13 protein-coding genes are annotated in these 16742 nt (G+C 65.9%); 8 read left to right on the forward strand and 5 right to left on the reverse strand.

The features are described from left to right. The first annotated feature begins 85 nt into the window (after positions 1 to 85). Both RAD04_RS28655 and RAD04_RS28660 read left to right on the forward strand, forming a co-directional pair. Entirely contained in the window at positions 86 to 1003 is a 918-nt protein-coding gene (locus RAD04_RS28655; RefSeq protein ID WP_461626465.1) for an SDR family NAD(P)-dependent oxidoreductase, read from the forward strand. Next, positions 1000 to 2220 (forward strand): BaiN/RdsA family NAD(P)/FAD-dependent oxidoreductase, encoded by a 1221-nt coding sequence (locus RAD04_RS28660; protein ID WP_461626513.1) that lies wholly within the window; start codon positions 1000 to 1002, stop codon positions 2218 to 2220. The genes RAD04_RS28655 and RAD04_RS28660 overlap by 4 nt, the downstream gene beginning before the upstream one ends. A gap of 170 nt (positions 2221 to 2390) precedes the next feature. Here the strand turns inward: RAD04_RS28660 and RAD04_RS28665 are convergent, their stop codons facing one another. The 3 genes from RAD04_RS28665 to RAD04_RS28675 form a co-directional block, all read right to left on the reverse strand. Next, positions 2391 to 3470: a D-TA family PLP-dependent enzyme gene (locus RAD04_RS28665; protein WP_461626466.1), complete on the reverse strand. Its 1080-nt coding sequence runs from the start codon at positions 3468 to 3470 to the stop codon at positions 2391 to 2393. A gap of 67 nt (positions 3471 to 3537) precedes the next feature. After that, on the reverse strand, positions 3538 to 5349 hold the full coding sequence (locus RAD04_RS28670) for an ABC-F family ATP-binding cassette domain-containing protein (protein WP_461626467.1): 1812 nt from the start codon (positions 5347 to 5349) through the stop codon (positions 3538 to 3540). 1 nt (position 5350) lies between these two features. Next, positions 5351 to 5854 carry a YaiI/YqxD family protein gene (locus RAD04_RS28675; protein ID WP_461626468.1) on the reverse strand — a complete coding sequence of 168 codons (504 nt, stop codon included), beginning with the start codon at positions 5852 to 5854 and terminating at the stop codon, positions 5351 to 5353. 104 nt (positions 5855 to 5958) lie between these two features. Here RAD04_RS28675 and RAD04_RS28680 point away from each other — a divergent pair, with 104 nt between their 5' ends. Next, positions 5959 to 6759, forward strand: a complete 801-nt coding sequence (locus tag RAD04_RS28680) for a hypothetical protein (RefSeq protein ID WP_461626469.1) — start codon at positions 5959 to 5961, stop codon at positions 6757 to 6759. A gap of 100 nt (positions 6760 to 6859) precedes the next feature. Here the strand turns inward: RAD04_RS28680 and RAD04_RS28685 are convergent, their stop codons facing one another. Continuing rightward, entirely contained in the window at positions 6860 to 9232 is a 2373-nt protein-coding gene (locus RAD04_RS28685) for a xanthine dehydrogenase family protein molybdopterin-binding subunit (protein ID WP_461626470.1), read from the reverse strand. 210 nt (positions 9233 to 9442) lie between these two features. Between RAD04_RS28685 and RAD04_RS28690 the strand changes: the two genes are divergently transcribed. Both RAD04_RS28690 and RAD04_RS28695 read left to right on the forward strand, forming a co-directional pair. Further along, positions 9443 to 10516 (forward strand): Ppx/GppA phosphatase family protein, encoded by a 1074-nt coding sequence (locus tag RAD04_RS28690; RefSeq protein WP_461626471.1) that lies wholly within the window; start codon positions 9443 to 9445, stop codon positions 10514 to 10516. Position 10517: 1 nt separating this feature from the next. Next, on the forward strand, positions 10518 to 11201 hold the full coding sequence (locus tag RAD04_RS28695) for an RlmE family RNA methyltransferase (protein WP_183706799.1): 684 nt from the start codon (positions 10518 to 10520) through the stop codon (positions 11199 to 11201). A 209-nt stretch (positions 11202 to 11410) separates the two neighbouring features. Here RAD04_RS28695 and RAD04_RS28700 read toward each other — a convergent pair whose 3' ends face one another. Next, positions 11411 to 12901 carry an MFS transporter gene (locus RAD04_RS28700; protein ID WP_461626472.1) on the reverse strand — a complete coding sequence of 497 codons (1491 nt, stop codon included), beginning with the start codon at positions 12899 to 12901 and terminating at the stop codon, positions 11411 to 11413. Positions 12902 to 13376: 475 nt separating this feature from the next. On the opposite strand from RAD04_RS28700, the gene guaB reads away from it, so the two are divergent. The 3 genes from guaB to RAD04_RS28715 all read left to right on the forward strand — a co-directional run bounded on the left by guaB (position 13377) and on the right by RAD04_RS28715 (position 16727). Continuing rightward, the gene (gene guaB, locus RAD04_RS28705; RefSeq protein WP_461626473.1) at positions 13377 to 14870 is read left to right on the forward strand and encodes an IMP dehydrogenase; all 1494 of its coding nucleotides are present in this window, start codon (positions 13377 to 13379) and stop codon (positions 14868 to 14870) included. Positions 14871 to 15141: 271 nt separating this feature from the next. After that, positions 15142 to 16164 carry an NADP-dependent oxidoreductase gene (locus RAD04_RS28710; RefSeq protein ID WP_461626474.1) on the forward strand — a complete coding sequence of 341 codons (1023 nt, stop codon included), beginning with the start codon at positions 15142 to 15144 and terminating at the stop codon, positions 16162 to 16164. 263 nt (positions 16165 to 16427) lie between these two features. After that, positions 16428 to 16727, forward strand: coding sequence for a hypothetical protein (locus RAD04_RS28715; protein ID WP_461626475.1), 300 nt, complete (start codon positions 16428 to 16430; stop codon positions 16725 to 16727). Positions 16728 to 16742: the final 15 nt, after the last annotated feature.

Raw genomic sequence — 16742 nt, forward strand, 5'->3', positions numbered from 1 at the left:
GTCGGCGTCTTTTTAGGACGGCGGCCGTAGGCCGCCTATGCCACCTTCTCCCGCAAGGGGGAGAAGGAAGAAAGGAAACGCACTCATGGCAATCAGGTTCGACGGACGCGTCGCCATCGTCACCGGCGCGGGCAATGGTCTGGGGCGTGCGCATGCGCTCGGGCTGGCCAGCCGCGGCGCGAAAGTGGTCGTCAACGATTTCGGCGGCGCGCGTGACGGCACCGGTGGCTCGCTGTCGCCGGCCGAGACCGTGGTCGAGGAAATCCGCAAAGCCGGCGGCACCGCGATGGCCGATGGCGCCGACGTCTCGAATTTCGAACAGGTCACCGCCATGGTCGAGCGCGCCACCAAGGAATGGGGCAGCGTTGATCTCTTGTGCGCCAATGCCGGCATTTTACGCGACAAGTCGTTCGGCAAGATGGAAGCCGCCGACTTCCAGAAAGTGCTCGACGTCCACCTCGTCGGCACCTTCTACTGCTGCAAGGCCGCTTGGGCCGGCATGCGCGATCGCAACTATGGCCGCATCGTGCTGACGACGTCGTCCTCCGGCCTCTACGGCAATTTCGGCCAGGCCAATTACGGCGCGGCCAAGTCCGGCATTGTCGGCCTGATGAACGTGCTGGCCGAGGAAGGCCGCAAGTCCGACATCCGCGTCAACATCATCTCGCCGACGGCCGCGACCCGTATGACGGAAGAGCTGTTGCCGCCGCAGGCGCTGCAACTGATGAAGCCGAACGCGATCACGCCCGCGGTCGAATACATGCTCAGCGAGGACGCGCCGACCCGTACCATCATGGGCGCCGGCGCGGGCTCCTTCGCGGTGATCAAGATCGTGGAGAGCGAAGGCATCAACCTGCCGGAATCCGAATGGACGCCGGACGCGGTCGCCGCGCATTTCGCGGAGATCAGCGACATGTCGAAAGCCAAGGCGCTGACCGGGGCGTTCGAGCAGACGCAGAAATACGTGGCGCAGGCCGCGGCGCGGGCGGGGATCAAGCTCTGACCGACGTCGCCGTCATCGGGGCCGGTCCCGCCGGGCTGATGGCGGCGGAGATGCTGGCGCAGGGCGGCGCGCGCGTCACCGTGTACGACGCGATGCCGTCCGCGGGCCGCAAATTCCTGATGGCCGGCCGGGGCGGGCTCAATCTCACCCACAGCGAACCGCTGTCGGAATTCATGGCGCGCTATCGCGAGGCGGCTCCGAGGCTGCAGGCGGCGATCGAGGCGTTCTCGCCGGAGGCGCTGCGCGCGTGGAGCGAAGCCCTGGGTGAGCCGACCTTCGTCGGCACCAGCGGGCGGGTGTTTCCAAAGGCATTCAAGGCCTCGCCCTTGCTGCGCGCGTGGCTCCGGCGGCTCGATGCGAGCGGCGTGCGGTTTGCCTTTCGTCATCGCTGGACCGGCTGGGATGACGAGGGGCGGCTGTTGTTTCGAACGCCAGATGGCGGTGCGGCTGTCGTTGCCAATGCGACGGTGCTTGCGCTCGGCGGCGCGAGCTGGCCGCGGCTCGGATCGGATGGCGGCTGGGTCGAGCTCCTTGCCGCGAAAGGCGTTGCCATCTCAAAACTGCGGCCAGCCAATTCCGGCTTCACGGTCGCTTGGTCCGATGTGTTCCGCGATCGTTTCGAGGGCCAGCCGCTCAAGGGCGTGGCGCTGACGATCGGCGCGCACACGGTGCGGGGCGAAGCCATGATCACACGCAGCGGCATCGAAGGCGGCGCGATCTACGCGCTGTCGGCGGAGCTGCGGGAGGCGGTGCTGGGTCTCGGGCAAGCGACGCTTTCGATCGCGTTGCGGCCCGACCTCGATGCCGCCGCGCTGACCACGCGGCTGTCGGGGACGCGCGGCAAGCAATCGCTCGCGAACTTCCTGCGCAAGGCGGCGCAATTGTCGCCGGTCGGGATCGGCCTGATGCAGGAGGCCGCCATCGTGTCCGGCCGGCCACTGGCCTCGTTCTCGCCGGCCGAGCTTGCGCATCTGATCAACGCCATTCCGGTTCAGCTCACCGGCGTTGCCCCGATCGATCGCGCGATCTCGACGGCGGGCGGAATATCCTTCGAAGAGCTCGACCAAAACTTCATGCTGCGCAAATTGTCCGGCGTGTTCGCCGCCGGCGAGATGCTGGATTGGGAAGCGCCGACAGGCGGCTATCTGCTCCAGGCCTCGTTCGCGACGGGGGCTGCCGCGGGCAGGGGCGTGCTGGACTGGTTGAAGCGTTCATAAAACACCGTCGCCCTTCGAGGGCCGCTGAAGAAGCGGCCACCTCAGGGTGACGGCTATGAGAGAGCGTCGTCTTGGGGACAGTTCAAGAGAAAGCGTCATCCTGAGGTGCTCGCCTTCCGGTGCGACAGCACCGGAAGGCGAGCCTCGAAGGATGCGCGGGCGCCGAACTGCTACCTCAGCTTGCCCCGCGCCGCGACCGGGAGCGTGCCGAGGATCTCCTCGCCGCGCACCATCACCACTTCGTCCATCATGTTGACGACGACGCAGACATGGTTCGGCACGATGCGGACGACGTCGCCGACGTTCGGGCGCGTGTTGCTGCGGGAGAGATCGAGGAAGCCGTGCTCCTCGGCGAATTTTGCGATTCTAGCTTCGGGGTGTTCCAGGATCAGGCCGTGGCCGTCGAGGCCGCCGGTATCCGTCGTCAGCGTCTTCGAGCCGGCATCGAGAATGCCGCGCTCGGGCGCGGCGCGGCTGACCACGGTCGAATAGATGTGGAGCGCGCAGTCGTCCCAACTGGCGACGCCGGCCGCGACCTGCATGCGGTCGTTATAGATGTAGGTGCCAAAACGATGCTCGGTGCCGCCCTTGAGCTTGCCGATGTTCTTCAGATTCGGCGTGCCGCCAGTCGAGACGATTTTTGCGTCCAGCCCGTGCGCGCGCACACCGGCCAGCGCCTCGTCGTAGAATTTCTGCGCGTCCGCCCAGCCGGTCTCGGTCGGATACAGCATGAATCCTGCAAACTGCAGTCCCTTCGAGCCGGCGATCTCGCGCGCCAGCGCAATGGCTTCCGCCGGGGTCTCGACGCCGGCGCGCTTGCGGCCGGTGTCGCATTCGACCACGACCGAGAGCGGACGGCCCGATGCCGCCGCAGCCTTGGGCAGGCCGGCGACGACGGTCGAATTGTCGGCGGCCACCGTCATGTTGGCCTTGGCCTGCAGCGCGCCGAGGCGGGCCATCTTCTCTTCGCCGAGAAGGTTGTAGCTGATCAGGATGTCGTCGATGCCGGCATTGACCATGATCTCGGCTTCGCCGAGCTTCTGGCAGGTGATGCCCTTGGCGCCGGCCGCGACCTGCATCTTGGCGATGGTCGGGTTCTTGTGCGTCTTGATGTGCGGACGGTTGGCGACACCGGCCTCGTCGCAGGCTTTCTGGATCCGCGCGATGTTGCGCTCGACCCTGTCCATGTCGATGACGGCGCAGGGCGTGCCGTATTCGCGGGCGATTTTTGCGGCGAGGGGAGTTGTCATGGGAGTCGTCTCTTAGTTGGCGCGCATTCTGATGGCAAAACCGGTGCCCACTTTTGCGGAATGCGCGCTAGGCCTGCTCTATTTCTTCACGAAGCATTTCAAGTTCGAGCCAGCGCTCTTCAGCGGCAGACAGTTCATCATGCGCCTTGGCGATGGCGGCGGAGGTGTCGTCAAATTTCTTGCGATCTTTCGCATAGAGATTGGGATCGTCGAGCACGCGCTGCAGTTTCGCAATATCGGCCTGCAGCGTCTCCATTTTCTTCGGCAGCGTTTCCAGCGCATGCTTCTCGTTGAAGCTCAGCTTGCGCCTCGGTGCGGAGGCGGGAGCAGCGGCGCGCTCCTCTCTCTTCTCCGCAACCGGCTGCGCCTTCGCCGTTTCACGCTTCAGATCCGCGCCGCGCTGGGTCAGCATGTCGCTGTAGCCGCCGGCATATTCGGTCCACTTGCCGTTGCCCTCAGGCGCGATCACGGAGGTGACGACGCGGTCGAGGAAGTCGCGGTCATGGCTGATCAGGATGACGGTGCCCTCGTAATCGCCGAGCATGTCTTCCAGGACGTCGAGGGTTTCGAGATCGAGATCGTTGGTCGGCTCGTCCAGCACCAGCAGGTTCGAGGGTTTTGCCAGCGCCCGCGCCAGCATCAGCCGGCCGCGCTCACCGCCCGAGAGTACCTCCACCGGGGTGCCGCGCTGCTCCTGCGCGAACAAAAAGTCCTTCATGTAGCCGACGACGTGCTTCGGCTTGCCGCCGACCATGATCTGGTCGCCACGACCGCCGGTGAGTGCTTCGGCTAGCGTCGATTTCGGATCGAGGCTTTCGCGGTGCTGATCGAGCGTCGCTACCTCCAGATTGGCGCCGAGACGTATCGTGCCGGAATCCGGTTCCCCGCCGCCGGTGAGCAGATTGACAAGCGTGGTCTTGCCGGCGCCGTTCGGTCCGATGATGCCGAGCCGGTCGCCGCGCTGGATGCGCGTCGAGAAATTCTCGACGATCATGCGCTCGCCATAGGCCTTGGTGACGCCCTTCGCCTCGATCACCAGCTTGCCGGATTGCTCCGCTTCGCTGGCTGCGAGACTGGCGGTGCCGGCCGTGCCGCGATAGTTGCGCCGCTGGTCGCGTAGCGCATGCAGATTGCCGAGCCGCTTGACGTTGCGCTTGCGCCGGCCGGAGACGCCATGGCGCAGCCAGTGCTCCTCGTCGACGATCTTGCGGTCGAGCTTGTGCTGGTCGCGCTCTTCTTCCGCCAGCACCTCGTCGCGCCAGCTCTCGAACGAAGCAAAGCCACGATCGATCTGTTTGATCCGGCCGCGGTCGAGCCACGCGGTGGAGCGCGAGAGATTGGTGAGGAAGCGGCGGTCATGGCTGATGATCACCAGCGCGCTGCGCCTGGAGTCGAGCTCCTGCTCCAGCCACTCGATGGTGGCGAGATCGAGATGGTTGGTCGGCTCGTCCAGCAGCAAAATGTCGGGCGAGGGCGCGAGCACATAGGCCAGCGCCGCGCGGCGGGCCTCGCCGCCGGAGAGGTTATGCGGGTTGTCGTCACCGGTCAGGCCAAGCTGCTCCAGCAGGTAGCGCGCCTGGTGCTGGTCGTCGCCGGGGGCGAGACCGGACTCGACATAGGCAAGCGTGGTCTTGTGCTCGCCGAAGTCGGGCTCCTGCGGCAGGTAACGCACGGTCGCGCCCGGCTGCACGAAGCGCGTGCCGCCGTCGGGCTCGACGAGGCCGGCCGCGATCTTCAGCAGCGTCGACTTGCCCGAGCCGTTGCGGCCGATCAGGCAGACGCGCTCACCCGGCGCGACATTGAGCTCGACGCCTGACAGCAGTGGTGTGCCGCCAAAGGTCAGCCTGATGTCTTTGAGTTGGATCAGCGGCGGCGCCATATCAGCCCTGACTCAAATTCTGGCTCGCTGCGGCCTGATCGGCGCGGCGGCGCTGGATCCGGCGCAGCGTTTGGTCGAGCGCCGAGAGGAAGGCGGAACGGTCGCGCGGTGCGAATGATCGCGGGCCGCCGGTGACCTCGCCGGCCGAGCGCAGATCCGTCATCAGATTGCGCACCGCGAGCGTCATCCCGATCGACTCTTCTGTGAACGGCTTGCCGTTCGGGGCGATCACGTCCGCGCCGGCCTTGACGCAGCGGCTCGCGAGCGGAATGTCCGATGTCACGACGACGTCGCCGGGCTTGACGCGCTCGACGATCCAGTCGTCGGCGGCGTCCATGCCGGCGCCTGCGGCGATACGCTCGATCAGCGGATCGTGCGGCACGCGGATGAAATTGCCGGCGACCACGCTCACGGGCACGCCGTGCCGGAGCGCGACGCGATAGATCTCGTCCTTTACCGGGCAGGCGTCGGCGTCGACATAGATGCGGGTGGGGGTGTCAGTCATTCGCCGCGTGGTACCCCATTCGGGCCGCAAAGGCGAGGGGATTGACCGGTGTTCCCTGGGGCCTACGATCCGCCCGAAACAACAAGAACAGGGAAGATGACCCCATGCCGAACCAGCTCGAAACCTGGCGCGTCGAGGCCTACAACACCGCCAAGCAATCCGAAAACAAGATGCATGACGACACGGTGGCGCGTCGCTTCGGCTTTTCCGGCGGGCTGGTCCCGGGCGTCGATGTCTTCGCCTACATGATGCACGTGCCGATTGCTCGCTGGGGCCGCGATTTCCTGTCGCGCGGGCTGGTCGAGGCCCGCTTCATCAAGCCGGTCTATGACGGCGAGACCGCCGATGTCGATGCGACCGAGCACAACGGCTTGCTGACGATCGAGGTGTTCAGCCGTACCGAGCTCTGCGCGACAGGCACGGCCTCGTTGCCGGCGGCGGCGCCTGCGGTGTCACTGAGTGACTACGTTGCGGTGCCCGCAGTCGCTGAGCGCACGCCGGTCAGCCCCGCGACGTTCGAGACAGGCAAATGGTTGGGCACGACGCCCCGACGATGGGCCGGGCAGGATGCGGCTGACTATCTCGCCGACATCAGGGAAACCGATCCGATCTTTGCGCACGAAGGGCTCGGCCATCCCGGCCTGATCCAGCGCGTCATGAACCGCGTGCTGGTCGACAACACCATTCTCGGCCCGTGGATCCACGTCGGCAGCCGCATGCACCTCTTGTCCGCCGCACGCACCGGTGATGAGATCACCGCGCGGGCGAAAGTCACTGCGAATTACGAGAAGAAAGGCCACCGCTTCGTCGAGCTCGTCGCGCTCGTCGTCGCCAACGGCACCACGCCTCTGGCGCATTGCCAGCACATTGCGATCTACCAGCCGCGCGAGCAGGCGGTGGCGTAATCACAGGTAACGTCATTCCGGGGCGATGCGAAGCATCGAACCCGGAATCTCGAGATTCCGGGTTCGGTCCTGCGGACCGCCCCGGAATGACGAACGGAGCTTACGCCGCCTTGCTCTTCGCGTCCTGGATCGCCCGCCACACCCGCTCCGGCGTCAGCGGCATGTCGATCTGCTTGATGCCGTAATCCGAGAGCGCATCGAGCACGGCGTTCACCACCGTCGACAGGCTGCCGGCGCAGCCGGCTTCGCCGCAGCCCTTGCTGCCGAGCGGATTGGTCGTGGCGGGCACCGGGTGATCGCCGACTGTCATGTTGGGAACGTCCTCGGCGCGGGGCAGGGCGTAGTCCATCAGCGAACCCGTGATCGGCTGGCCGCTCTCGTCGTAGCGGATATGCTCCATCAGCGCTTGGCCGATGCCCTGGACGACGCCGCCATGGAGCTGGCCTGCGACCAGCAGCGGGTTGATCACAGTGCCGAAATCGTTGACCGCGCTGTAGCGCACGATCTGCACCACGCCGGTCTCCGGATCGATCTCGACCTCGGCGACGTGGCAGCCGTTCGGGAACGCCGAGGCGACCGGTTCGCTGGTGTGATCGACGTCGAGGCTATCGGGCACGCCCTCCGGCGTCTTGCCGTCGTGCAGCTTCTTGGCGAGCTCCATGATGTCGATGCTGCGATCGGTGCCGGCGATCGTGAAGCTGCCGCCTTCGAATTCGATGTCGGCTTCGGACGCTTCGAGCATATGCGCCGCTGCGCGCTTGCCTTTCTCAATGACGAGCTTGGCAGCCCCCACGATGGCCTGGCCGGTTGCCGTGATCGAGCGCGAACCGCCGGTGCCGTTGCCGGTGTGGACGATATCGCTGTCGCCCTGCACCAGCTTGACGCTCTCGAAGGGAACACCGAGCTGCTCGCTCAGCACCTGCGCGAACGGGGTGGCATGGCCCTGGCCGTAATCGAGCGTGCCGGTGATGAGCTGCACGGTGCCGTCGGCTTCGAACACGATCTTGCCGAGCTCGGGGCTCGGCGGCGCGGTGACCTCCAGATAGGAGCCGACCGCGATGCCGCGCAGCTTGCCGGCCTTCCTGCTCTCCTTCTTGCGCTTGGCGAAATTCTCGTGGTCGGAGATTTCGAGCGCCTTGTTGAACACGGCCTGGAAGTCGCCGCTGTCATAGGTGACGCCGGAGGAGGCCGCGAACGGGATCTGGTTCGGCTTGATGAAATTGCGCTTGCGCAAGGTCAGCCGGTTGATGCCCATCTCGTCGGCGGCGCGGTCGATCAGCCGCTCCATGTAATAGTTCGCCTCAGGCCGGCCGGCGCCGCGATAGGCGCCCATCAGCGTGGTGTTGGTCAGCACCACCTTGATGTCGACCGCCATCAACGGCGTGCGGTAGACGCTGGAAAAGTTCTTGCCGGTGTTGAGCGAGAGCGGCCCCGGCGCGACGCCGGTGATGTAGGCGCCGAGATTGCCGTAGCCGGACAGCTTGGCCGCGAGGAAATGCCCCTCGGCGTCGAGCGCCAGCTCGGCATGGATCTTCTGGGCGCGGCCGTGGCTGTCGGAGAGGAAGGCGGTCGAGCGCTCGTCGAGCCATTTCACTGGGCGGCCCAGCACTTTCGCCGCGTACAGGATGCACATGTACTCGGGATAGTTGATGTTCTTCATGCCGAAGGAGCCGCCGACATTGGCGGTGAGGATGCGCACCTTCTCGTTCGGCACTTTCAGGTTCTTGGCGAGATTCGCGCGGTTGCCGGCGACGCCCTGCGTCGGTACCTGAAGCGTGTAGCGCTCGGTTGTCTTGTCGTAAGAGGCAAGGCCGACGCGCGGCTCCATCGAGACCACGGCGACACGGGTGTTCTCGATGTCCATCCTGGTGACATGGGCGGCGCTGGCAAAGGCCGCGTTGACCTTGTCCATGTCGCCATAATGGTAGTCGAGCGCCACGTTATCAGGAATGTGGTCGTAGAGCTGCGGCGCGCCGGGCTTGGCCGCTTCTTCAGGGTCGGTCACAGCCGGCAGAGGCGCGATATCGAGCTCGACCGCCTCGGCCGCATCGCGCGCTTGCGCCAGAGTCTCGGCCACGACGAAGGCGACGGGATCGCCGACGAAGCGGACCTTGTCGGTCGCCAGCGGCTGGCGGTTGGTCTGGAGCAAAGGCGAGCCGTCGCGGCTCTTCAACGGCAGGCCGCAGGTGAAGGGGCCATAGCCGGCGGCATCGAGATCCCTGCCGGTCCACACGCCGAGCACGCCCGGCATCGCCCTGGCGGCGTCGATGCCGATGCCGCGAATGAGCCCATGGGCGTGGGTGGAACGAACGACCACGGCATAGGCCTGGTTGGGCAGGTTGAAATCGTCGGTGTAGCGGCCCTTGCCGCGCACCAGCGTGTCGTCCTCCTTGCGGCGGACGGGCTGCCCGACGCCATATTTTTGCAGTGCAATAGCGTTTTCGAGCGTGGACGATTTGGTGTGTTCTTGCATGGGAAATGACCTGAAAAGCCGGCATTTGCGCATTTTCGCGGCAGCGGGGCACCGGACTCCATTGAGATAACCCACCACCCCGTTCACGACAACGCACGAATGGGCATGGTCCCATGTGATGCGTTGTTGCGCAGGCCGGCTGCGCTGCTAATGTTTCAGGCGAAAAATCAATTCCAGACCGGCCCGACCGGCCGCGGAAAGACAGTTTGTATGAATGACCACACGCGGCTCCGCGACGGCCATGCGCCGCACGGTGAGCTGGAGGGGTCGATGGCGGCGGTGGCGTTGGCCACCGAACCGGCTGTCGGCGCGCAGGCGTCGGGAACCGGCGTCTATGCGGCGCTGGACCTCGGCACCAACAATTGCAGGCTGCTGATCGCCTGTCCGACCCAGGACGGCTTTCGCGTCGTCGATTCCTTCTCGCGCATCATCCGGCTCGGGGAGGGGGTCTCGGCGACGGGGTGCATCAGCGAGGCCGCGATCGAGCGCGCCATCGCCGCGCTCAGCATCTGCCGTGACAAGATCAATTTGCGCAAAGCGCGGCGGTTGCGGCTGATCGCGACCGAAGCCTGCCGCGCGGCTTCGAATGCGGAGGGGTTCCGTAGCCGCGTCGCAGCCGAGACCGGCATCGAGCTCGAGGTGATCGACCGCGAGACCGAAGCCGCGCTCGCCGTGCTCGGCTGTTCGCCGTTGGTCGACCCGCGGGGACGCGGCGCGATCCTGTTCGACATCGGCGGCGGCTCGACTGAGCTGGTGCGGATCGAGCGCGATCCGCAAAATCCGGAGCCGCGGATCAAGGCCTGGATGTCGATCCCCTACGGTGTGGTCACGCTCGCCGAGCAGTTCGGCGGCCGTGACGTGACGCCGGAGATCTACGCCGCGATGGAGCAGGAGGTCGCGAACCACGTCGCGCCGTTCGCCGAAGTCCACGGCAGCGATCTCGCCGGCATGCACCTGCTCGGCACCTCGGGCACGGTGACGACGCTCGCCGGCATCCATCTCAACCTCGCGCGCTATGACCGCCGCCGCATCGACAGCATCTGGATGAACGATTCCGACATCACCGCGACCATCAACAAGCTGCTCGGCATGAGCTATGAGGAGCGCGCCGGCAACAGCTGCATCAGCGTCGAGCGCGCCGATCTCGTGCTCGCCGGCTGCGCCATCCTCGACGCGATCCGCCGCGCCTTCCCGCTGCCGCGCCTGCGCGTCGCCGACCGGGGCTTGCGCGAAGGCATGCTGGTCGAGATGATGCGCGAGGACGGCGCGCTCAGGAGCTGGTGAGATGGCCAAGGACACCACCGGCCGCTTGCACGTCCAGGTCAAGACCGGCGGCAAGCGCAAATTGTCGTCGAAGCTGTGGCTGGAGCGGCAGCTCAACGATCCCTATGTCGTGAAGGCCAAGGCGGCGGGCTATCGCTCGCGCGCCGCGTTCAAGCTTCTGGAGATCGACGACAAATTCCGGCTCTTGAAACCCGGCATGGCCGTCGTCGACCTCGGCGCGGCGCCCGGCGGCTGGAGCCAGATCGCGGCCAAGCGCGTCGGCTCGGTGGAAGGCAAGGGCAAGGTCGTCGCCATCGACCTGCTGGAAATGCCCGAGATTCCCGGCGTCGATTTCGCGCAGCTCGACTTCATGGCGAATGATGCGCCGGACAAGCTCACCGCGATGCTTGGGGGCGGCGCCGATTTCGTGATGTCCGACATGGCCGCCAACACCACCGGCCACCGCAAGACCGACCAGCTCCGCATCGTCGGCCTGGTCGAGACCGCCGCTGCCTTTGCCTGCGACGTGCTCAAGCCCGGCGGCGCGTTCCTGGCAAAGACGTTCCAGAGCGGCGCCGACGCCGATCTGCTCGCCCAGCTCAAGCGCGATTTTGCGACGGTGCGTCATGTGAAGCCCGCGGCGAGCCGGCAGGATTCGTCGGAGCGTTACGTGCTGGCGACGGGATTTCGGGGCGGGGCTGCCTGAGCCAATCTCCACCTGTCGTCCCGGACAAGCGAAGCTCCCGACAACGCGTAGCGTTGTCTGGAGCGAAGCGCCGATCCGGGACCCATAGCCACAGGGAGAAGTTTGGCGAAGACTCGGAGTGGCAGACTCGCGCAACGTCTCGTCCCTGCGGTTATGGGTCCCTGCGTTCGCAGGGACGACACCGAGTGTGAGGCGCCCGCTCGCCCAACTCACCCCAACCTTTGATCCCGCACGTCCTGGGTATCCTCCGTCGCGGTCTTGACCGCCGCCTTCTCCGCGCCCTTGCCGGCGCCCTTGCGGCTGGCGATCTCCACGGCCTTGCGGCCGGAGATCTCGTGGCCGGCGTCGACGGGCATCTGCCAGAAGAACCAACTCGATGCCGCCGAGGTCAGCGCGACCACGAGGAAGGCGGGGGCGAACACGGTGGCGTCGATCTCGCTGACATGATTGAACCACATCGTCGTTTCCACGCAGGCCGCGCCGACGGCGACGCCGGCGGAGACGGCGAGCTGCTGGTTGACGCTGACGAGGGTGGTGGCGCGGCTCATCTGCGCAGTCTCGACGTCGGCATAGGCGACCGTGTTGATCGCGGTGAACTCGAGCGAGCGGAAGAAGCCGCCGACCACCAGGATGACCATGATGATCAGCAGGGGCGTCGTCACCGTGAACAGCGCGCAGACGGCGAGAAAGAACGCGCTGATGATCGCGTTCACCGTCATCAGATTGCGGAAGCCGAAGGTGCGGATGATGCGCGCCGCCAGCGTCTTCATGCCCATGGCGCCGAGCGAGGAGGCGAAGGTGACGAGGCCGGAATGGAACGGCGACAGGCCGAAGCCGATCTGCATCAAGAGCGGCAGCAGGAACGGCAGCGCGCCGATGCCGAGCCGGAACATGAAACCGCCGAACACGGCCGCGCGCAACGTCGGCAGCTTCAGGAGCGAGAAATCGAGCACCGGCGAGCCGGTGCGCCGGGCGTGAATGACGTAGAGCGTCATCGAGATCGCGCCGCCCGCGATCAGCGCGGCGACGGTGCTCCACGGCAGCAGGTTGAGACCGGCAACCGACAGGCCGAAGGCGATGCCGGCGAGGCCGATGCCCGCCAGCACCATGCCGTACAGATCGAACGGCTCGCGCTGCTCGCTCTTGATCGGGTCGATGAACTTCAGCGCCATGAAGATGCCAAGCAGCCCGATCGGGATGTTGATCAGGAAGATCCAGTGCCAGGACGCGTAGGTCGTGATGAAGCCGCCGAGCGGGGGTCCGATCACCGGACCTATCAGGGCAGGGACCGTCACCCAGGCCATGGCGTTGACCAGCGCGCTCTTGTCGACCGAGCGCAGCAGCACGAGGCGCCCGACCGGCGTCATCATTGCCCCGCCCATGCCCTGCAGGATGCGCGCGAACACGAAATCGGTGACCGAACTCGATAGCGCGCAGCCGACCGATCCGACCATGAACACGCCGACCGCGATCGCGAACACCATCCGCGCGCCGAACCGGTCGGCGGTCCAGCCGCTCGCGGGGATGAACACCGCGAGCGACAGCAGATAGGACGTGATCGCGAGCTTCAGCGTCAGGGGGCTGGTGCCGATGTCGGCCGCGATCGCCGGCAGCGAAGTGGCGATCACCGTCGAGTCCATGTTCTCCATGAAGAGAGCAGTGGCCACGATCAGCGGAATGATGCGTTGCTTGTCGACCATGACGGATTGGTAATGAAAATCGGAAGAGGGTGGAGTTGCGGCTTATCACTGCCACTGGTCCCCGACCATTGCGGATCGACGCATAGCACCTAAGTCCCGCGTAACAACGGTGTGACCCTCCGCTGCGTCAAACGGGGTTCGCGACTTCTCGCTCCCTCGTCATTCCGGGGCGCGGCCCTTGGCGCGAACCCATTGGGCCGGAGGGCCTGCTGCGCGATGGATTCCGGGTTCGCGACTTCGTCGCGCCCCGGAATGACAGTGGGTGGGTGGGGCTGACTCTCGGCCGAATCCGCCAAAAAAGCCTGTGCATGGCTGGCCAGCCGTCCGAATTGCTTTGATTCGTCACGCGGCCGTGCTATCGACCCGCGTCAACCCCACCGATGGGCTCCGATTCTCAAGGCGATGCCGCAAGGTACGCCGAGGGCGGCGCTCATCCATTAGCATTTGCGGCAAGGCCGCAGGAAGGAGTTGGCAAATGGCCACGGTGCAACTTCAGGGCATCCGCGAAGCCTTTACGTTCGACGACGTGCTGCTGAAGCCGGGCCTGTCGGACGTCATGCCGGGCGAGGTCGACATCCGCTCGCGCGTCACCCGCGCCATTCCGCTCAACATCCCGATCATGGCCTCGGCCATGGACACCGTCACCGAGGCCCGCATGGCGATCGCCATGGCGCAGGCCGGCGGCCTCGGCGTCATCCACCGCAATTTCGATCCCGAAGGGCAGGCCGCCCAGGTGCGCCAGGTCAAGCGCTACGAGTCCGGCATGGTGGTGAACCCGCTCACCATCAGCCCCGAGGCCTCGCTCGAGGACGCGCTCAAGCTGATGAGCGATCACGGCATCTCCGGCATTCCCGTCGTCACCGGCGCCGGCAAGAATACGCCGGGCAAGCTGGTCGGCATCCTCACCAACCGCGACGTGCGCTTTGCCACCGACCGCCGGCAAAAAGTCTCCGAGCTGATGACGCATGAAGGCCTCGTCACGGTGCGCGAGAATGTCAGCCAGGACGAGGCGAGGCGGATGCTGCACCAGCATCGCATCGAGAAGCTGCTCGTGGTCGACGAGCAGTATCGTTGCGTCGGCCTCATCACCGTCAAGGACATGGAGAAGGCGGTTGCCCATCCGCTCGCCTGCAAGGATGCGCAGGGCCGCCTGCGCGTTGCCGCCGCCACCACCGTCGGCGACACCGGCTTCGAGCGCACCGAGCGGCTGATCGATGCCGGCGTCGACCTCGTCGTCGTCGACACCGCGCACGGCCATTCCCGCCACGTGCTGCACGCCGTGAACCGCATCAAGCGTCTCTCCAACTCGGTGCAGGTCGTCGCCGGCAACGTCGCCACCACCGAGGGCACGCAGGCGTTGATCGACGCGGGCGCCGACTGCATCAAGGTCGGCATCGGTCCGGGCTCGATCTGCACCACGCGCATCGTCGCCGGTGTCGGCGTTCCCCAGCTCACCGCAATCATGGATGCGGTGGAAGCGGCGAAGAAGGCCGACATCCCCGTCATCGCCGACGGCGGCATCAAGTTCTCCGGCGACCTCGCCAAGGCGCTCGCCGCCGGCGCCGACATCGCGATGGTCGGCTCGCTACTGGCCGGTACCGACGAGACGCCGGGCGAAGTGTTTTTGTGGCAGGGCCGGTCCTACAAGGCCTATCGCGGCATGGGCTCGGTCGGTGCAATGGCGCGCGGCTCGGCCGACCGCTACTTCCAGCAGGACATCAAGGACACGCTCAAGCTCGTGCCTGAAGGCATCGAGGGCCAGGTGCCCTACAAGGGCCCGGTCGGCAACGTCATGCACCAGCTCGCCGGCGGCCTGCGCGCCGCGATGGGCTATGTCGGCGCACGCGACATGAAGGACCTGCACGATAAAGCCCAGTTCGTCCGCATCACCGGCGCCGGCCTGCGCGAAAGCCACGTCCACGACGTCACCATCACGCGCGAGAGCCCGAACTATCCGGGCGGGGGTTAGTCTCCGGTCTCGCCTTCAACTCCGCTCTCGTGCCCCGGACGCAGCGCAGCACTTCTTCGGTGATGCGCTGCAGAGCCGGGGCCCATGTCTCCGCGTTTTGCCGTGTTGCTTTCTGGGTCCCGGCTCTGCGCAGCAACGCTGCGCGCTGCAGCGCGTCCGGGACACGAGAGCCGTGCGCGCCTCTGCACCTGACCGCTCCGCCGCTTTTGTATTGACGCAGCTAGCTCCCTCCGCTTCCGTTCACGTCGAAAGATAATCGGAGGAAGCCATCATGTCCCAAGCCAAGCGCATCGTTCTCGCCGCGCGTCCCGTCGGCGAGCCCAAGCCGTCTGATTTCCGTATCGAGGAATTCGCCGTCCCGACGCCCGCGGCGGGTGAAGTCCTGCTGCGCACGATCTGGCTGTCGCTCGATCCCTATATGCGCGGGCGCATGAGCGATGGTCCGTCCTATGCTGCGCCGGTGCCGGTCGGCGGCGTGATGGAAGGCGAGGCGGTGAGCGAGGTTGCGGCCTCCAACAATCCTGATTTCGCCAAGGGCGACATCGTCCGTGCACGAACCGGTTGGCAGTCTCACGCGACCTCGAACGGCAAGGGCCTGATCAAGGTCGATCCCAAGCTCGGTCCGATCTCGACCTCGATCGGCGTGCTCGGCATGCCCGGCATGACCGCCTACACGGGCCTGCTCGACATCGGCAAGCCGCAAGCAGGCGAGACCGTCGTGGTCGCGGGGGCCTCCGGCGCGGTCGGTTCGGCCGTCGGTCAGATCGCGAAGATCAAGGGCGCACGCGCGGTCGGCATCGCCGGTGGCAAGGACAAGTGCGACTACGTGGTGAAGGAGCTCGGCTTCGATGCCTGCATCGATCACCGCGATCCCGATCTCGGCGCGAAACTGAAGGACGCTTGCCCGAAAGGCATCGACGTCTATTTCGAGAATGTCGGCGGCGCCGTGTTCGAGGCGGTGTTCCCGCTGCTCAATCCGTTCGCGCGCGTCCCGGTCTGCGGCCTGATCGCGCACTACAACGACACCGAGGCCAAGCCGCCGAAATGGGCCGCATCGATGATGCGCGCGACGCTGACCAAGCGGCTGACCTTCCGCGGCTTCATCGTCTCCGACTTCGCCTCCCGCCACGGCGACTTCCTGCGCGACATGTCGGGATGGGTCCGCGACGGCAAGGTCAAATACAAGGAGTTCGTCACCGAGGGCCTGGACAGCGCGCCCGGCGCCTTCATGGGCCTCCTGAAGGGCGCCAATTTCGGCAAGCAGCTGGTCCGGGTCGGGCCGGACAAGGCCTAGGCATGATCCGGAAAAGTGCGAAGCGGTTTTCCGGAAAGATCATGCCGAAACAACAACCTAAAGCGCGATGACGATCTCATTCATCGCGCTTTAGGCGACAGGGACTGGGACTCACGTGGCTACAGAGCCACAGCCCTCCTGGGGATAGTTAAGAAAGAGTCACCAAATGGTCACACCTGCCCGCAAAAGCCGCAGGTGTGACCGGCTGTTCATTGACGGGATCGCGAAGGCATTGAATCATCGGGCATATTTTAGGTGCTGCGATGTTAGAGATCAGTGTTTTCAGCGTTATCCTGCTTGCCGCCGGCTATTGGCTGGCCATGTTCGTCATGGGCCGCCACGACGACGTCATCCATGGCAAGTTCGTCCGTGTCGACGAGGAGAGCGACTTTACTCGCCCCTCGATGCCGGCACCGCCCCCGCCATTCCCGAAGCGCCCGGTCAAGGCCGCGCAGCCTGCCAGGCAGCCGCCTGCCAATGATCTCGCGGCCAAGCGGGTGGACAGCGAGGCGCTGCAATCCTTGCTCGCCGCGATCCAGCAGGACCTCAAGAGCGTCGCTTGAGCCGATCGGCGCGCC

The sequence above is a fragment of the Bradyrhizobium sp. 25ACV genome (assembly GCF_054863005.1).